Here is a 15,818-nt window from a genome sequence, read left to right on the forward strand (position 1 = left end):
GTCCCAGGGGGTGGGCGGGACGTCCTCGTGTGAACGGCAGGTGACATCTCGGACGCGCGGCGTGTTGCCTCGACACGGGAGAACCACACGGGCGTAGTTTCGAACGTGACGGACGACACACGTCGTCCTCCGGGAGGCCATCCGATGGAGTTCTTGCTCCGCGCAGGAGGGCCGGCACCGGCCCTCCGTCGGCCGGTCGCCCGCCCCACCAGCACGAACGGCGCCGTGCGCCGGAGGGAGCCTGCTGTGGTCCGAACCGCTTCTGCTTCTGGAGCTGCACCCGACGTCAGGGACGCGTCCCCCGACACGACGAGCCCCGACACCCCCGCGGCCTCGGAGGGCCGTCGCACCTTCGTCATCGACACGTCCGTGCTCCTGTCCGACCCGCGAGCCATGCTGCGCTTCGCGGAGCACGACGTCGTCCTCCCCGTCGTCGTCATCACCGAGCTCGAGGCCAAGCGCCACCACGCCGAGCTCGGGTACTTCGCCCGCAGCGCGCTGCGCATGCTCGACGACCTGCGGGTCAAGCACGGCCGCCTCGACGCCCCGCTGCCCGTGGGGGCCGTCGGTGGGACGCTGCGTGTCGAGCTCAACCACACGGACTCGGGCGTGCTCCCCGCCGGGTTCCGTCTGGGCGACAACGACACGCGCATCCTGTCGGTCGCGGCCAACCTCGCGGGCGAGGGCTGCGACGTGACGGTGGTGTCCAAGGACCTGCCGATGCGCGTCAAGGCCTCCGCGGTGGGGCTGCGCGCGGAGGAGTACCGGGCCGAGCTCGCGATCGACTCGGGCTGGACCGGCATGAGCGAGATCGACATGAGCGACGAGCAGATGGCCGACCTGTGGGAGCACGAGTCGGTCGAGCTCTCGGCGCTCGACGCCGCCACGGTCGCGGCCGCCGAGCCGCTCCTGGTCCACTCGGGGCTCGTGATCCACTCGCCGCGCGGCTCGGCGCTCGGCCGGGTCACGGCCGACAAGCACGTGCAGCTCGTCCGGGGGGACCAGGACGTGTTCGGCGTGCACGGGCGCTCGGCCGAGCAGCGCATCGCGATCGACCTGCTGCTCGACGAGGAGATCGGGATCGTGTCGCTCGGCGGCCGTGCCGGGACGGGCAAGTCGGCGCTCGCGCTCTGCGCGGGCCTCGAGGCGGTGCTGGAGAAGAGGCAGCACCGCAAGATCATGGTCTTCCGCCCCCTGTACGCCGTGGGCGGGCAGGAGCTCGGCTACCTGCCGGGGTCCGAGGCCGAGAAGATGAACCCGTGGGCGCAGGCGGTCTTCGACACCCTGGGGGCGCTCGTGTCCAAGGAGGTCATGGACGAGGTCGTGGACCGCGACGTCCTGGAGGTCCTGCCCCTGACCCACATCCGCGGTCGCTCTCTCCACGACGCGTTCGTCATCGTCGACGAGGCCCAGTCCCTCGAGCGCAACGTCCTGCTCACGGTGCTCTCGCGCATCGGGCAGTCCTCCCGGGTCGTCCTCACGCACGACGTCGCGCAGCGCGACAACCTGCGCGTCGGACGGCACGACGGCGTCGCGGCCGTGATCGAGGCGCTCAAGGGGCACCCGCTGTTCGCGCACGTGACCCTGACGCGGTCCGAGCGCTCGCCCGTCGCGGCGCTCGTGACCGAGATGCTGGAGAGCATCGAGGTCTGAGCCGTCGCCGCGGGGCGTCGTGGCCCTCGGTCTCCTCGGGCCGGGGGTCACGACGCCGCGTGCGAGGGACTGGCATCGGCGCGCGTGCCCGGAGTCTCGGTCAGGTCCGAGCCGTGGCGGCGAGGGTCCGCGCGGAGCGAGACCGTGCGTGGACCAGCACCACGGCGAGCACGCCGACGACCGCGCCCACCGCCGTGTCGAGCGCCCGGTCGAGCGCGATGCCCTCGCCCGACCCGCCGAGCGACGTCATGAGCAGGGCCATGGGCGTGATGGTCAGCATCGCGAGGCCGTAGTGGCGCATGACGACGATCTCCGTGACGACCTGCAGCAGGACGACGAGGGTCGCGGTCGCCCGGAAGCCGAGGTGCAGGTCGAGCAGCGGCCACGCGATCAGGGCGCCCGCGACGGTGCCGAGCGCCCGCTGGAGCGCGCGGACCACGGCGTGCTGCGTCGTCGTGCCCTGGAGCGTCGCCGTGGCGCCCATCGCTGCCCAGGCCGGGTGCCCGAACCCCGCGACGTGCGCGGCCGCTGCCGCGGCGGCGGCCGCGAGGGACACCCGCACCGAGCGCAGCCGCCAGCCCGCTCCCGCGAGGGACTCGCGCGCGGTCGCGCGCAGGGTCAGGCGAGGTGGCAGGTCGGCAGGCGTCCCGGCGGCCCCCGAGAGCTCGTCGGCGAGGCGCAGGGCGGTCGCGCGCGTGCGGCGGTGCGACGCGTCGTCGGCGAGGACGGTCCGTGCGAGGGCCACGGCGTCGCGTGCCCGCCCGACGGCGCCACGGTCGTCGGGTGCGAAGGCCGCTGCCTCGGCGGCGAGGGTCGCGCGACGCACCGCGAGCCGCGCCGGACCGCTCGGCCGGAACAGGAACCCCGCGACGCACACGGCCCAGGCGACCGCGACGCCCAGGAGCCCGGCGAGCCCTCGGGGTGCGAGGTCGGTGAACGTGGGTGCCCCCGCGAGCCCGGCGCCTGCGGCGAAGACGACGATCGTCGCGCCCGGAGCGCCCGTGCGCAGGAGCTGGCACCACGCGGTCATGCCACCCGCCAGGAGCGCGACGACCGCGAGCGCGACCCAGGTCGGGGCGCCGGCTGCGGTGACCGCCGTCGTGACCAGGATCGAGCCGACCATGATCGCGCCGACCGACCCGAGCAGCGCCGCCCGGCGCCGGTACGGGTCGAAGCGCCCGTACAGCGAGGTCAGGGCCCCGAGCGCCGCGAAGCCCGCGAGGTCCTGGTGGCCGGTCGTCGCCGCGATCACGAGCGTGATCGCGACGCTCGCCCCGCACAGCAGGGCAGCGACGAGCGTTGCGTCGACCGAGGTGAGCCGCAGGGCCGCGCGCAGGTGCGCGGGGTCGAGGACCTCGCGCGCGGCGGCGCGGACGGGTGAGCGGCGGGCGGCCGGTGCGTGCAGGGGCACGGGCGCTTGCCGGGGCGCTGTCGGGGCGGTGGGTGCGGACGGGGGAGCGAGGGGCGGGGAGGAGGGTGGCATCCCGTCCAGGGTACGCCTCGTTCGTAGATGTTTCACATGCGAACTATCGAGAGCGAGGCTCTAGGCTGATCCCGTGGACTACGTGGAGCGCCTGCGGGCGCAATGGGTCGAACGGCTGCCCGACGTCGACTTCTCGCCCATCGACTCGATCGGCCGGATCACCAGGATCGCGGCGCTGCTGGCCGAGTCGAGCGACGCGGCCCTCGCGCAACGCTCGCTGACCCGGCCCGAGTTCGAGGTCCTCGCCGCGCTCCGCCGCGCGGGGCGCCCCCTGCGAGCACGCGAGGTCACGACCATCACGCGCGCGCCCGGCGCCTCGATCACCAAGCGGCTCGACCACCTCCAGCGCGAGGGGCTGGTCGAGCGGACCGTCGTCGAGCGCGACCGTCGCGGGGTGCTGCTCTCGCTCACCGAGGAGGGGGAACGGCTCGTCGACGAGCTCTTCCCAGCCCAGCTCGACCGCGAACGTGCCGCGCTCGACGGGCTCACCGACGACCAGCGGGAACGGCTCGGCGAGCTGCTCGCGATCGTGCTGCGACGCGTGGACCCGGTCGAGTACTGACGTCGTCCCAGGTCGTGCCGACCCAGGACATCCCTCCGGTCACGACCGACCGCGGGACCCTGGTCACGCCCCACCGCGGCACGACGGACCGGACGACGAACGGCGTGGGCCGGGTGACAGCACCCGGCCCACACCGTTCATCGGTTCGTGCCGAGACCCGCCCTCCCGGGCAGGAGCCTCAGCGAGCGGTCACGCCTGAGGCGGGCGCGTCATCGACAGGACGTCGAGCGCCGTGTCGAGCTGCTCCTCGGTGACCTCGCCGCGCTCGACGAAGCCCAGGTCGATCACGGCCTCGCGGACCGTGAGGCCCTGCTTGACCGAGTGCTTGGCGACCTTGGCCGCCGCCTCGTAGCCGATCACGCGGTTGAGCGGTGTGACGATCGAGGGCGAGGACTCCGCGAGGGCGCGCGCACGCTCGACGTTGGCCGTGATGCCCACGACCGTCTTGTCCGCGAGGACGACCGACGCGTTCGAGAGCAGGCGGATCGACTCGAGCACACCGAGCGCGATGACGGGGATCTGCACGTTGAGCTCGAACGAGCCGCTCGCACCGGCCCAGGCCACGGTCGCGTCGTTGCCGATCACACGCGCGGCGATCATGAGGACGGCCTCGGGCACGACGGGGTTGACCTTGCCCGGCATGATCGACGAACCGGGCTGCAGGTCGGGGATGAAGATCTCGCCCAGGCCCGTGTTGGGGCCCGAGCCCATCCAGCGCAGGTCGTTGCAGATCTTCGTGATCGAGACCGCGATGGTGCGCAGCGCGCCCGAGAGCTCGACGAGCCCGTCGCGCGAGCTCTGCGCCTCGAAGTGGTCGCGCGCCTCGGTCAGGGGCAGGCCCGTGTCCTCGACGAGCAGCGCGATGACGCGCTGCGGGAAGCCGGCCGGGGTGTTGATGCCCGTGCCGACGGCCGTGCCGCCCAGGGGAACCTCGGCCGCGCGGGGGAGCGCGGACTGCAGGCGCTCGATCCCGTAGCGCACGGCCGCGGCGTACCCGCCGAACTCCTGGCCGAGCGTGACCGGGGTCGCGTCCATGAGGTGCGTGCGGCCCGACTTCACGACCGTCGCGAACTCGGCCGCCTTGGCCTCGAGAGCCTCCGCGAGGTGCGTCAGCGCGGGGACCAGGTCGTGCACGACGCCTGCGGTCGCCGCCAGGTGCACCGACGTCGGGAAGACGTCGTTCGACGACTGCGACGCGTTGACGTGGTCGTTGGGGTGGACCTCGCGGCCCAGCGAGCGCGTCGCGAGCGTCGCGAGGACCTCGTTGGTGTTCATGTTCGACGACGTGCCGGAGCCCGTCTGGAAGATGTCGATCGGGAAGTGGGCGTCGTGGACGCCCGAGGCGACCTCGTCGGCGGCGGCCACGATGGCGGCCGCGACGTCCTCGTCGAGCACCCCCAGCTCGGCGTTGGCGCGCGCGGCGGCCTTCTTGACACGAGCGAGGGCCTCGATGTGGCTGCGCTCGAGAGGAGTGCCCGACAGCGGGAAGTTCTCCACGGCGCGCTGCGTCTGCGCGCGGTAGAGGGCGGCCGCGGGGACGCGGACCTCACCCATGGTGTCGTGCTCGATGCGGTAGTCGGAAGCTTCGGCAGAAGTCATGGGCCTAATGGTGCCGCACCGGGACGGGTGTTCTCGAACCGGTCCGGGCACGACCCGCGCGAGGTGCGCCGGGCGGGTCCCGCCCGCAGGCGGGACCCGGGTCTCACACGTCCGGGGTGTCGTCGACGTCGCCCACGACCTCGACGAGCCGCGCGCGGCCGTCCGCGAGCGTGTACTCGACGCCGACGATCGCCAGGCGTCCCTCGGCGACCGCGTCGGCGAGCGCCGCGGAGTAGCCGTGCAGCATGTCGACGGTGTGGCGCACGTGCTCGCGGCGCAGCGTGTCGGGGTCGACGGCGGACACGCCGCCCTTGCTGCTCGTGATGTTGACGATCGAGGGGATGACCCGGTCGACGACCGCGCGGACGAACCCGTCGGCCTGCTCGCCCGTCGCGAGCGTGTGGGCCGCCGCGGCGATCGCGCCGCAGCTGTCGTGGCCGAGCACGACCACGAGCGGCGTCCCGAGGATGTTGACCCCGTACTCGATCGACCCGATCACCGTGGTGTCCAGGACGTGACCCGCCGTCCGGACGACGAACACGTCGCCCAGCCCCTGGTCGAAGATGATCTCGGCCGCGACGCGCGAGTCCGCGCAGCCGAAGATCACGGTGTGGGGGTGCTGGGCCACGCTCACCTCGGCGCGGCGCGCGGCACCCTGCGAGGGATGCTCCATCTCGTCGCGCACGAAGCGACCGTTGCCGTCGCGGAGCTGGGCCCAGGCCTCGGCGGGGGTCATGGAGGTGGTCTCGGGGGTGCTGCTCGTCGTCGTCACAACCTCCATGTTCGCTCACCGCGGGCCGTGCCGTGCACGGCGTTCACGATCTGACCAGACCCCTGGACACCGCGACGCCCGCACCCGGGCGAACGGCGCCGTCGGGCGTGGTGGAAATGTCCCTCGCGTGGCGAGACGTCCCCGGAGCGGGTACCCCTAGAAGGAGGAACCAACCGAGGACGGGCACAGCGATGCGTCCGTTGGACGAAGGGGAGACCGTGCACCGAAGCACCCGGGCACTCGCCGCGGCGCTGGCCGTCGCGACGATCGTGCCGCTCGCCGCGTGCAGCACCGGGGAGGGCTCCGGCCCGCCCGTGCTCACCTGGTACATCAACCCGGACAACGGGGGACAGGCCACGATCGCGAAGTCCTGCAGCGACGCCTCGGGCGGCGCGTACAGCATCGAGACCTCCCTGCTGCCGCGAGACGCCGCTGCCCAGCGCGAACAGCTCGCGCGCCGCCTCGCGGCCAAGGACTCGTCGATCGACCTCATGAGCCTCGACCCGCCGTTCATCCCCGAGCTCGCCGAGGCGGGCTTCCTCGCCCCCGTGCCCGACGACGTCGCGACCGCGACGACCCAGGACGTCGTGCAGGGCGCGATCGACGGGTCGACATGGAAGGACGAGCTGGTCGCGATCCCGTTCTGGGCCAACACCCAGCTCCTCTGGTACCGCAAGTCCGTCGCCCAGGCCGCGGGTCTCGACCTGACGCAGCCCGTGACGTGGGACCAGATCATGACCGCGGCGCAGGACCAGGACAAGTACCTCGCGGTGCAGGGCGCCAAGGCCGAGTCGCTGACCGTGTGGATCAACGCGCTCGTCGAGTCCGCGGGCGGTCAGATCCTCGAGAACCCCGAGGCGCCGGCCGACGAGCTCACGCTCGGCCTCGAGACCGACGCGGGCCGCGCCGCAGCACGGATCATCGGCGAGATCGGGAGCTCGGGCCTCGGCGGGCCCGGTCTGCCGAGCGAGGACGAGGCCGCGTCGCTGACCCTCTTCCAGGGGGACAAGGGATCGTTCATGGTCAACTGGCCGTTCGTCTGGTCCTCGACCCTGAGCGGCGTCGACGCGGGGTCGCTCGACCAGGCGCTGCTCGACGACATCGGCTGGACGACGTACCCCCAGGTGGTCGAGGGGCAGGACACGCGCCCGCCCTACGGCGGCATCAGCCTCGGCGTCGGGGCGTTCAGCGAGCACACCGACCTGTCCTACGAGGCCGCGCAGTGCATCGTGAGCGCCGAGAACCAGGCCGCGTACTTCGTGTCCGACGGCAACCCCGCGGCGAACACCGCGGCCTACGACGACCCCGCCGTGCAGGAGGCCTACCCCATGTACGACGTGATCCGGCAGTCGCTCGAGCAGGCCGCTCCCCGTCCGCAGACGCCGTTCTACAACGAGGTCTCCACGGGGCTCCAGCAGACCTGGTACCCGCCCGCGAGCGTGACCGAGGACGGCACGCCCGTGACGTCGACCGAGTTCATCACCGCCGTCCTGCGAGGGGAGCGACTGCTGTGAGCACCGACACCCGGGGCGCGCACCCGGCCCAGCCCGCACGGCCCGAGCCGGACCCCGCGACCGACCTCACCCCCGACAAGAAGGCCAAGGCCGCGCGCAGCGACCGGGCCCGGGCCGAGGCGCGTCTCGGCTGGTACCTCGCCGGGCCCGCGTTCGTCGTCATGCTGGCCGTGACGCTCTACCCGATCCTCCAGGCCGTCTACGACTCGCTGTTCAACTACAAGCTCACGGCCCCCGACGACCGCTCGTTCGTGGGCCTCGGCAACTACGTCGTGATCCTCACCGACCCCGTCTGGTGGCGAGACTTCGCGGTGACGTTCTTCATCATGGTCGTGTCCGTGGTCGTCGAGCTCGTCCTGGGATTCGCGCTCGCGCTCGTCATGCACCGCGCGATCAAGCGCCTGCGCGGGCTCCTGCGCACCGCGATCCTCGTGCCCTACGGCATCATCACCGTGGTCTCGGCCTTCGCGTGGTTCTACGCGTTCGACATCACGTCCGGCTACGTCAACAGCTGGTTCGACTGGGTGCCAGGGATCGGGCCGGACCTCAACTGGTTCGCCCACCAGGGCACGAGCCTGTTCGTCATCATCGCGTCCGAGGTGTGGAAGACCACCCCGTTCATCTCGCTCCTGCTGCTCGCGGGCCTCGCCCAGGTCCCGGGCGAGCTCGAGGAGGCCGCGAAGGTCGACGGCGCCACCGCCTGGCAGCGTTTCTCGCGCGTGATCGTGCCCAACATGAAGGCCGCGATCATGGTCGCCGTCCTGTTCCGTGCGCTCGACGCGTTCCGCATCTTCGACAACGTCTTCATCATGACCAACGGCGCGAACAACACGGAGGTGCTGTCCTTGCTGGCCTACCGGACCTCGATCGGTCAGCTCCAGATCGGCATGGGTTCGGCCATCTCGGTGCTGCTGTTCCTGTGCGTGATCGGGATCTGCTACGTCGCGATCAAGCTGTTCAAGGTGGATCTGGCCGGCGCGAGAGGGGAGCGATGATGGGGAGCGTCCTGAGCACCCGGGCCCGCGTGTGGTGGGCCGTCATCACGGTCGTCGTCCTCGTGGGGGCGCTGTTCCCGGTCGTCTCGATCCTCATGACGAGCTTCAAGGGACCGAGCGACCTCAACTCCGGCACGTTCCTGCCGCCGCAGTGGAGCACCGACAACTACGAGCAGATCCTGTCCTCGGGCGGCTCGGCGCAGGAGCTGTTCCTGTCGGCGCTGCGCAACTCGGTCGGCATCTCGCTCATCGCGACCGTGATCGCGGTCGTCCTCGCGACGCTCGCCGCGTACGCGATCGCACGCCTGAACTTCCCGGGCAAGCGTCTGATCCTCACGACCGCCCTGGGCGTCTCGATCTTCCCCGTGGTCTCGATCGTCACGCCGCTGTTCAACCTGTGGCGCAACATCGGGCTCTACGACACGTGGCTCGGCCTGATCATCCCGTACCTGTCGCTCACGCTCCCGATCTCCATCTGGACCCTCGCGGCGTTCTTCCGCCAGATCCCGTGGGAGCTCGAGCAGGCCGCGCAGGTCGACGGTGCCACGCCGTGGCAGGCGTTCCGCAAGGTCATCGTGCCGCTCGCCGCACCCGGCGTCTTCACGACGGCGCTCATCGCGTTCTTCATCGCGTGGAACGACTTCGTGTACGGCATCTCGCTCACGTCCACGAGCGCGGCACGGCCCGTGCCGGCCGCCCTGGCGTTCTTCACGGGAGCGTCGTACTTCGAGGAGCCGACGGGCGCGATCTCCGCCGCGGCCGTGGTCGTGACGATCCCCGTCGTGATCCTCGTGGTGCTGTTCCAGCGCCAGATCGTCTCGGGCCTGACGCAGGGGGCGGTCAAGGGATGAGCGCCACGACCTGCCCGACGGCGCTTCCCACCCCGCGTGGGCGTGTCTTCCCACGCGTGGCGTGCCCCGCCCGGGGACGACGGCGCGTCGAGGTGCGCGACGTCGTCGGGCACCCCCGCGCGCCCCTGTCCCGTCCCCGCACCCTTCGCCGCCCGTCCCCCGACCGAGGAGAGAGCTGATGGCCTCCATCACCCTCAAGAACATCGTCAAGAAGTACGGCGACGGGTTCCCCGCCGTCAAAGGCGTCAGCATCGACATCGCCGACGGCGAGTTCGTGATCCTCGTCGGCCCCTCGGGCTGCGGGAAGTCGACGCTGCTGCGCATGATCGTCGGCCTCGAGGACATCACCTCGGGCGACCTCCTGATCGAAGGCGACCGCGTCAACGAGAAGGCGCCGCGCGACCGCGACCTCGCGATGGTCTTCCAGAACTACGCGCTCTACCCGCACCTGACCGTCGCGGAGAACATCGCGTTCCCGCTGCGCCTGACCAAGGGGAAGTTCAGCGACGCCGAGATCCGCGAGAAGGTCGAGCACGCCGCCGACCTCCTCGACCTGCGCGAGCACCTCGACCGCAAGCCTGCCAACCTGTCCGGCGGGCAGCGCCAGCGCGTCGCGATGGGCCGCGCGATCGTGCGCGACGCCAAGGCGTTCCTGTTCGACGAGCCGCTGTCCAACCTCGACGCCAAGCTGCGCGGGCAGATGCGCACCGAGATCGCGCGGCTCCAGCGTCGCCTCGCGACCACGACCGTCTACGTGACCCACGACCAGACCGAGGCCATGACGCTCGGCGACCGGGTCGCCGTCCTGCGCAAGGGCGAGCTCCAGCAGATCGCGAGCCCGCGCGCGCTGTACGAGCAGCCCGTCAACCTGTTCGTGGCGGGGTTCATCGGGTCACCGCCCATGAACTTCCTGCCCGGCGAGGTCTCCGGGAGCAGCATGGAGCTGCCGTTCGGCACGTTCGAGCTGCCCGAGCGGATCGTCTCGGCGATCGGGGAGCGTGAGCTCGTGATCGTGGGACTGCGCCCCGAGCACTTCGAGGACGCCCGCCTCGTCGACCCGTCCAAGAAGGACCGGGGGCGGACGTTCGACGCGCAGATCGACGTGACCGAGTGGCTCGGCGCCGAGCTCTACGCCTACGTGCCGTTCGAGATGCACGCCTCGGTCGCGGCCCAGCTCGAGGAGCTCGACCGCGAGCTCGACGGCGAAGGACTGCGCACCCAGTTCGTGGTCGCGCTCAACTCGGCGTCCCGCGTGCGTGACGGCGACTCGACCGAGCTCTGGTTCGACCCCGACAAGATGATGGTCTTCGACCCCGAGACGGGCGAGAACCTCACGCACGACCAGGACGAGGTGGACCGGCTCGACCGCGAGAACGAGGAGGACCGGCGCGCCTCGCTCGAACGGGCCCAGGCGCAGTCCGAGGGCCAGGCGCGCAGGAGCGCGTGACCCTCGGCCGGGTCGGTCCCGGTCAGTCGTCCTCGGTGCCTGCGTCCTGGGCGTCGACCGGGGCGGAGGGTGCGCCGTCCGCCGCGCGAGCCGACGCGAGACGCTCGCGTGCGCCGTCGAGCCACTGCTGGCAGCGGGCCGCGAGGGCCTCGCCGCGCTCCCACAGGGCGAGCGAGGCCTCGAGCGGTTCGCCGCCGGCCTCGAGACGGGACACGACCTGGACCAGCTCGTCGCGCGCCTGTTCGTACGTCAGCGTCGCGACGTCGGCGGGGGGCGGGGTGGTGCTGCTCATGGTGGAGGGCCTTCCTGGTGCTGAGGGTCTGTGGTCGTCGGTGCATGGAGGGCTGGGCGGGCTGGGCTCAGACCGGGCGGGGTGCTCGGGTCAGCGCACCGTGGCGTCGATCGCGCCGCTCGCGAGCCGCACGTGCAGGGCGTCGCCGGGGCTCACGTCGTCGGGGGAGCGGACGATCCCGCCGTCGGGCCCGTGCACGACGGCGTAGCCCCGCTCGAGCGTCGACGCGGGGGACAGGGCGCGCACCTGGGCGGCGAGGCGGTCCACCTCGCCGTGCGCGCGCAGCAGGATCGCGTCGAGCGAGTGCCGGGCCCGGTCCCGGGCCGCGAGCACGTGCTGCTCGCGCGTGGAGATCATCGTCTCGGGGGCCGCGAGGACCGGACGCGAGCGTGCGCTGTCGAGCCGGGACTGCTCGCGCTGGAGCTGGTGCGTGATCGCGGCCCGGATCCGTGACCGCGCCTGCAGGACGCGCGCCCTCTCCTCGCCCACGTCGGGCACGATGCGCTTGGCGGCGTCCGTCGGGGTCGAGGCGCGGTAGTCCGCGACCAGGTCGAGGAGCGGCGTGTCGGTCTCGTGGCCGATCGCGCTGACCAGGGGCGTGCGGCACGCGGCCGCGGCCCGGACGAGCGCCTCGTTGCTGAACGGCAGGAGGTCCTCGACCGCGCCACCGCCGCGCGCGACCACGATCACGTCGACGTCGGGGCGCGCGTCGAGCTCGGCGATCGCTGCGCTGACCTGCGAGACCGCGCTCGCGCCCTGCACCGCGACCTCGCGGATCTCGAAGCGCACCTGGGGCCAGCGTGCGCGGGCGTTGACCACGACGTCGTGCTCGGCCTTGGACTCACGCCCGCACACGAGGCCCACGACCGCGGGCAGGAACGGGAGGGGGACCTTGCGGTCGGCGTCGAACAGGCCCTCGGCCGCCAGGATGCGCTTGAGGTGCTCGATCCGGGCCAGGAGCTCACCGATCCCGACCGTGCGGACCTCGCTCGCCTGGAGCTGGAACGACCCGCGCTTGGGCCAGAACACAGGCTTGGCGTGGACGACGACGTGCGCCCCCTCGGTCAGGGGAGTGCTCGCGGACTCGAAGACCTTGGCGAGCGCCGCGACGGGGAGCGACATGTCGGCGTCGGTGTCGCGGAGCGTGAGGAAGGCCATCGAGGCGCCGGGACGACGGTTGAGCTGCACGACCTGTCCCTCGACCCAGACGGGGGACATCCTGTCGATGTACGCGGTGATCTTGCTCGACAGGAGCCGGACGGGCCACGGGTGCTCGGCGCTCGTGTCGAGGGCCCGGACGGGGAGGGCGGTCGGCTGTGCGGGGGAGGCCGGAGGGCTGGTGGGGTCGGCGGGTCGGTCGGTCACGGGGTCAAGCCTGCCTCATGGGTGTGACAGGCGCCGAGGGTGACGCCCGCGCCCGCCGAGGGCGACCGGCAAGTTCGCCGAGGGTGACGCCGGGGTCCGCCGGGGGTGACGCTCTCGTCACCCTCGAGCGCTCACTCGGTCGCCGTCGGCAGTCCCTCCGGTCGCCGTCGGCGGCCGGCACGGTCGCCCTCGGCACGCCAGTGCGTCACCCTCGGCGGGCGGAACCGTCACCCTCGGCGCAGCGACCCGGTCCGTGAGGATCCTGTGGAGTTGCTGCCAGGACATGGCCCGGACCGCGCCCGGACCCACCCGCGGGGCCTGCCACCGAATGCCCGTCGCCTAGACTCGTGACGTGACTTCCCCGACTGGTAAGCGTGTCCTCCTCGCCGCCCCCCGCGGCTACTGCGCGGGCGTCGACCGTGCCGTGATCGCGGTCGAGAAGGCGCTCGAGCACTACGGTGCCCCCGTGTACGTCCGCAAGGAGATCGTGCACAACAAGTACGTCGTCGAGTCGCTGAGCGACAAGGGCGCGGTCTTCGTCGACGAGACCGACGAGGTGCCCGAGGGTGCGCGCGTCGTGTTCTCGGCCCACGGCGTCTCGCCCGCGGTCCACGAGGCGGCTGCCCAGCGCAACCTCCAGACGATCGACGCGACCTGCCCCCTCGTCACCAAGGTGCACAAGGAGGCCGTGCGCTTCGCGGCGGACGACTACGACATCCTGCTGATCGGCCACGAGGGTCACGAGGAGGTCGAGGGCACCGCGGGCGAGGCGCCGGACCACGTCCAGATCGTCAACTCGCCCGACGACGCCGCGAACGTCACGGTCCGTGACCCGGAGAAGGTGGTCTGGATCTCGCAGACGACCCTGTCGGTCGACGAGACCATGGAGACGGTCGACCGTCTGCGCGAGCGCTTCCCGACGCTGCAGAACCCGCCGTCGGACGACATCTGCTACGCGACGCAGAACCGCCAGGTCGCGGTGAAGAAGCTCGCGCCCGAGTGCGAGCTCGTGATCGTGGTCGGTTCGGCGAACTCGTCGAACTCGGTCCGTCTCGTCGAGGTGGCCCTGGGGGCCGGCGCGGACGCGTCGTACCGGATCGACCGCGCTCAGGAGATGGACGAGTCGTGGCTCGACGGTGTCACGACGGTCGGTGTGACCTCGGGCGCCTCGGTACCGGAGATCCTCGTCAACGACGTGCTCGCGTACCTGGCCGAGCGCGGGTACGGCGAGGTCCAGGAGGTCCGCACCGCGACCGAGGACCTCATGTTCTCGCTCCCCAAGGAGCTGCGCGCAGACCTCAAGGCCGCGGGCAACGCGCCGGCGCGCCCGCGCCGTGAGAACCGCACCTCGCTCTCGGTCGAGCCCGTCTGAGCCGTTCGCACGTCGAGGCCCGTACCGGATATCCGGGACGGGCCTCGTCCGTCCCCGGTGCGCCTCAGCAACGGAGGCGCCACCCCGCGAGGGGTCGGGCCCCGTCACCGTCGGCGGTCCAGCCTGTCACCGTCACCGTCACCGTCACCGTCGGCGACGGGGCACGTCACCGTCGACGGCTTGGCGCGCCGTCGCGCAGGTACCGGCCCGACGGCGCCGCTCACCAGGGCGCGGGCGTCACCTCTAGGCGATGCTCACCCGGGCGTCAGGAGGCGTCTGCTCCGCGGTCGCGCTCGTGCCGCCCGGGGGCGTTGATGGTCCCGAGCATCCCGGCGTCGAGCGGGTCCTGCTCGTCGCCCTCCGCCGGATCGGTGCCTGCGCGCGACCCCGTGGCGATCTCGTCGATCGCGACGAAGTTCTCGTGGACGGACGCGAGGAGCTCGGGGGCGCTCACGGCGCTGAGCTGGGGGTTGGCCACGGCGGGGCTCTCGAGGTCCTCGTCGACGACGTTGAGGTCGGCGAAGCGGCGCGCGCTCACGAGGACCCGTGTCTCGAGCGAGGCGACGGTGCGGTTGTAGGACTCGGCGGCGCCCTGGATGGATCGGCCGAGCTTGGCGAGGTGGCTGCCCATGACGGCGAGGCGGCCGTGGAGCTCCTTGCCGAGCGTGAGCACCTGCTGGGCGTTCGCGGCGAGCGCGTCCTGCCGCCAGGCGTACGCGACGGTCCGCAGCAGGGCGATCATCGTCATGGGCGCCGCGATGATGACGTTCTTCGCGACCGCGTACTCCAGGATCGACGGGTCCTGCTCGATCGCGGCGGACAGGAACGACTCGGCCGGGACGAACATGACGACGAACTCGGGGGCCGGGCTGAACTGGTCCCAGTACCGCTTGCCCGCGAGGTCGTCGATGTGCTTGCGGAAGTGGCGGGCGTGCGCGGCGAGGCGTTCGGCCCGCACGCGGGGGTCGGTGGTCTGCTGGGCGTCGAGGTAGCCGAGGAAGGCGACCTTGGCGTCGACGACGACGTTCTTGCCGCCCGCGAGCCGGATGACCATGTCGGGGCGCAGCGCGCCGTCGTCGGTCGTGACCTGGTCCTGCTCCATGAAGTCGACGTGGGGGATCATGCCTGCGGCCTCCACGACGCGGCGCAGCTGGAGCTCGCCCCACGCCCCGCGGACCTGCGAGGAGCGCAGGGCGGTGACGAGCTGGGAGGTCTCGGCGCGCAGCGCCTCGGAGTCGTGGCGCATGCCGCGGACCTGCTCGGCGAGCGTGCCGTGGGCCTCGCGGCGCGCCTGCTCGGCGGCGGAGACCTCGGCCTTGACCTGGTCGAGGGCCTTGCTGAGGGGCTCGACGAGCTGCTGGACGGCCTGCTCACGCTTGGCGAGCTCGGCCTCGCCGACCTGCTGGCTGCGCTTGAAGCGCTCCTCGGCCTGCGTGAGGAACTGCTCGGAGCTGGTCGCGAGCGCCTTGCGGGCGAGGGCCTCGAACTGGGCCTCGAGCCGGGCCTGGTCGCCGCGGATCTCGGCCAGGCGCTTCTCGGAGCCCGCACGCAGGTCCTCGATCGACCGTTCGTGGTTGGCGCGCTCGATGTCGAGGCGCTCGTCCGCGGCGCGCTCGGTGCTCGCGAGCTGGCGCCCGAACGCCTCGCGCTCGGTGCGGAGCTGGCGCTCGAACCCTTCGCGCTCGGCCGCGAGCCGCTCGGCGAGGCCCGCTCCGCGCGCGGCCTCCTGCTGGGCCTGGGACAGCAGGCCGGTGAGCCGGCCGATCTCGGCGCGCCCGGAGTCGGGGGAGGTGCGGCGCGCGAGCCAGCCCAGGAGGGCTCCCACGAGGAGTCCGACGACGAGCATGAGCCACGGCAGGGCGTTGTCCATGCCCGCACTCTGCCAGGTGCCACCCACAGGGTGCGGGGAGCTG

The 15,818-nt window shown here is 72.2% G+C and carries 13 protein-coding genes; 7 read left to right on the plus strand and 6 right to left on the minus strand.

What is annotated here, in order from left to right; genetic code table 11:
* The first annotated feature begins 393 nt into the window (after nucleotides 1–393).
* Nucleotides 394–1,653, plus strand: coding sequence for a PhoH family protein (locus ACFRCR_RS04295; protein ID WP_377675795.1), 1,260 nt, complete (start codon nucleotides 394–396; stop codon nucleotides 1,651–1,653).
* A gap of 100 nt (nucleotides 1,654–1,753) precedes the next feature.
* On the opposite strand, the gene ACFRCR_RS04300 is transcribed toward ACFRCR_RS04295, so the two are convergent.
* Nucleotides 1,754–3,136 carry an FUSC family protein gene (locus tag ACFRCR_RS04300; RefSeq protein WP_377675774.1) on the minus strand — a complete coding sequence of 461 codons (1,383 nt, stop codon included), beginning with the start codon at nucleotides 3,134–3,136 and terminating at the stop codon, nucleotides 1,754–1,756.
* 73 nt (nucleotides 3,137–3,209) lie between these two features.
* On the opposite strand from ACFRCR_RS04300, the gene ACFRCR_RS04305 reads away from it, so the two are divergent.
* Nucleotides 3,210–3,698: a MarR family winged helix-turn-helix transcriptional regulator gene (locus tag ACFRCR_RS04305; RefSeq protein ID WP_377675775.1), complete on the plus strand. Its 489-nt coding sequence runs from the start codon at nucleotides 3,210–3,212 to the stop codon at nucleotides 3,696–3,698.
* 189 nt (nucleotides 3,699–3,887) lie between these two features.
* On the opposite strand, the gene ACFRCR_RS04310 is transcribed toward ACFRCR_RS04305, so the two are convergent.
* Nucleotides 3,888–5,297 carry a class II fumarate hydratase gene (locus tag ACFRCR_RS04310; protein ID WP_377675776.1) on the minus strand — a complete coding sequence of 470 codons (1,410 nt, stop codon included), beginning with the start codon at nucleotides 5,295–5,297 and terminating at the stop codon, nucleotides 3,888–3,890.
* A 103-nt stretch (nucleotides 5,298–5,400) separates the two neighbouring features.
* On the minus strand, nucleotides 5,401–6,033 hold the full coding sequence (locus ACFRCR_RS04315) for a carbonic anhydrase (protein ID WP_138827280.1): 633 nt from the start codon (nucleotides 6,031–6,033) through the stop codon (nucleotides 5,401–5,403).
* A gap of 254 nt (nucleotides 6,034–6,287) precedes the next feature.
* On the opposite strand from ACFRCR_RS04315, the gene ACFRCR_RS04320 reads away from it, so the two are divergent.
* The 4 genes from ACFRCR_RS04320 (at nucleotide 6,288) to ACFRCR_RS04335 (ending at nucleotide 10,876) form a co-directional block, all read left to right on the plus strand.
* Nucleotides 6,288–7,583: an extracellular solute-binding protein gene (locus ACFRCR_RS04320; RefSeq protein ID WP_377675777.1), complete on the plus strand. Its 1,296-nt coding sequence runs from the start codon at nucleotides 6,288–6,290 to the stop codon at nucleotides 7,581–7,583.
* Entirely contained in the window at nucleotides 7,580–8,578 is a 999-nt protein-coding gene (locus tag ACFRCR_RS04325; RefSeq protein ID WP_377675778.1) for a carbohydrate ABC transporter permease, read from the plus strand. The genes ACFRCR_RS04320 and ACFRCR_RS04325 overlap by 4 nt, the downstream gene beginning before the upstream one ends.
* On the plus strand, nucleotides 8,575–9,429 hold the full coding sequence (locus ACFRCR_RS04330) for a carbohydrate ABC transporter permease (RefSeq protein ID WP_191794430.1): 855 nt from the start codon (nucleotides 8,575–8,577) through the stop codon (nucleotides 9,427–9,429). Before ACFRCR_RS04325 ends, ACFRCR_RS04330 begins: the two co-directional genes overlap by 4 nt.
* A 178-nt stretch (nucleotides 9,430–9,607) precedes the next feature.
* Entirely contained in the window at nucleotides 9,608–10,876 is a 1,269-nt protein-coding gene (locus tag ACFRCR_RS04335; protein ID WP_377675779.1) for an ABC transporter ATP-binding protein, read from the plus strand.
* Between the two features lie 22 nt (nucleotides 10,877–10,898).
* On the opposite strand, the gene ACFRCR_RS04340 is transcribed toward ACFRCR_RS04335, so the two are convergent.
* Together ACFRCR_RS04340 and xseA are read right to left on the minus strand one after the other, a co-directional pair.
* The gene (locus tag ACFRCR_RS04340; protein ID WP_191794428.1) at nucleotides 10,899–11,168 is read right to left on the minus strand and encodes an exodeoxyribonuclease VII small subunit; all 270 of its coding nucleotides are present in this window, start codon (nucleotides 11,166–11,168) and stop codon (nucleotides 10,899–10,901) included.
* A gap of 90 nt (nucleotides 11,169–11,258) precedes the next feature.
* Entirely contained in the window at nucleotides 11,259–12,533 is a 1,275-nt protein-coding gene (xseA, locus tag ACFRCR_RS04345; protein ID WP_377675780.1) for an exodeoxyribonuclease VII large subunit, read from the minus strand.
* 352 nt (nucleotides 12,534–12,885) lie between these two features.
* Here xseA and ACFRCR_RS04350 point away from each other — a divergent pair, with 352 nt between their 5' ends.
* Entirely contained in the window at nucleotides 12,886–13,905 is a 1,020-nt protein-coding gene (locus tag ACFRCR_RS04350) for a 4-hydroxy-3-methylbut-2-enyl diphosphate reductase (protein ID WP_377675781.1), read from the plus strand.
* 265 nt (nucleotides 13,906–14,170) lie between these two features.
* Here the strand turns inward: ACFRCR_RS04350 and rmuC are convergent, their stop codons facing one another.
* Nucleotides 14,171–15,775, minus strand: a complete 1,605-nt coding sequence (rmuC, locus tag ACFRCR_RS04355; protein WP_377675782.1) for a DNA recombination protein RmuC — start codon at nucleotides 15,773–15,775, stop codon at nucleotides 14,171–14,173.
* Nucleotides 15,776–15,818: the final 43 nt, after the last annotated feature.

Origin of the sequence: Oerskovia sp. NPDC056781, assembly GCF_042789955.1 — a bacterium.
Lineage (GTDB): Bacteria > Actinomycetota > Actinomycetes > Actinomycetales > Cellulomonadaceae > Oerskovia > Oerskovia rustica.

Coding starts and splice junctions, on each gene's coding strand:
- ACFRCR_RS04295 (WP_377675795.1), top strand. CDS start 394: ATGCTGCGCTTCGCGGAGCACGACGTCGTCCTCCCCGTCGTCGTCATC.
- ACFRCR_RS04300 (WP_377675774.1), bottom strand. CDS start 3,136: ATGCCACCCTCCTCCCCGCCCCTCGCTCCCCCGTCCGCACCCACCGCC.
- ACFRCR_RS04310 (WP_377675776.1), bottom strand. CDS start 5,297: ATGACTTCTGCCGAAGCTTCCGACTACCGCATCGAGCACGACACCATG.
- ACFRCR_RS04315 (WP_138827280.1), bottom strand. CDS start 6,033: ATGACCCCCGCCGAGGCCTGGGCCCAGCTCCGCGACGGCAACGGTCGC.
- ACFRCR_RS04330 (WP_191794430.1), top strand. CDS start 8,575: ATGATGGGGAGCGTCCTGAGCACCCGGGCCCGCGTGTGGTGGGCCGTC.
- ACFRCR_RS04335 (WP_377675779.1), top strand. CDS start 9,608: ATGGCCTCCATCACCCTCAAGAACATCGTCAAGAAGTACGGCGACGGG.
- ACFRCR_RS04340 (WP_191794428.1), bottom strand. CDS start 11,168: ATGAGCAGCACCACCCCGCCCCCCGCCGACGTCGCGACGCTGACGTAC.
- rmuC (WP_377675782.1), bottom strand. CDS start 15,775: ATGGACAACGCCCTGCCGTGGCTCATGCTCGTCGTCGGACTCCTCGTG.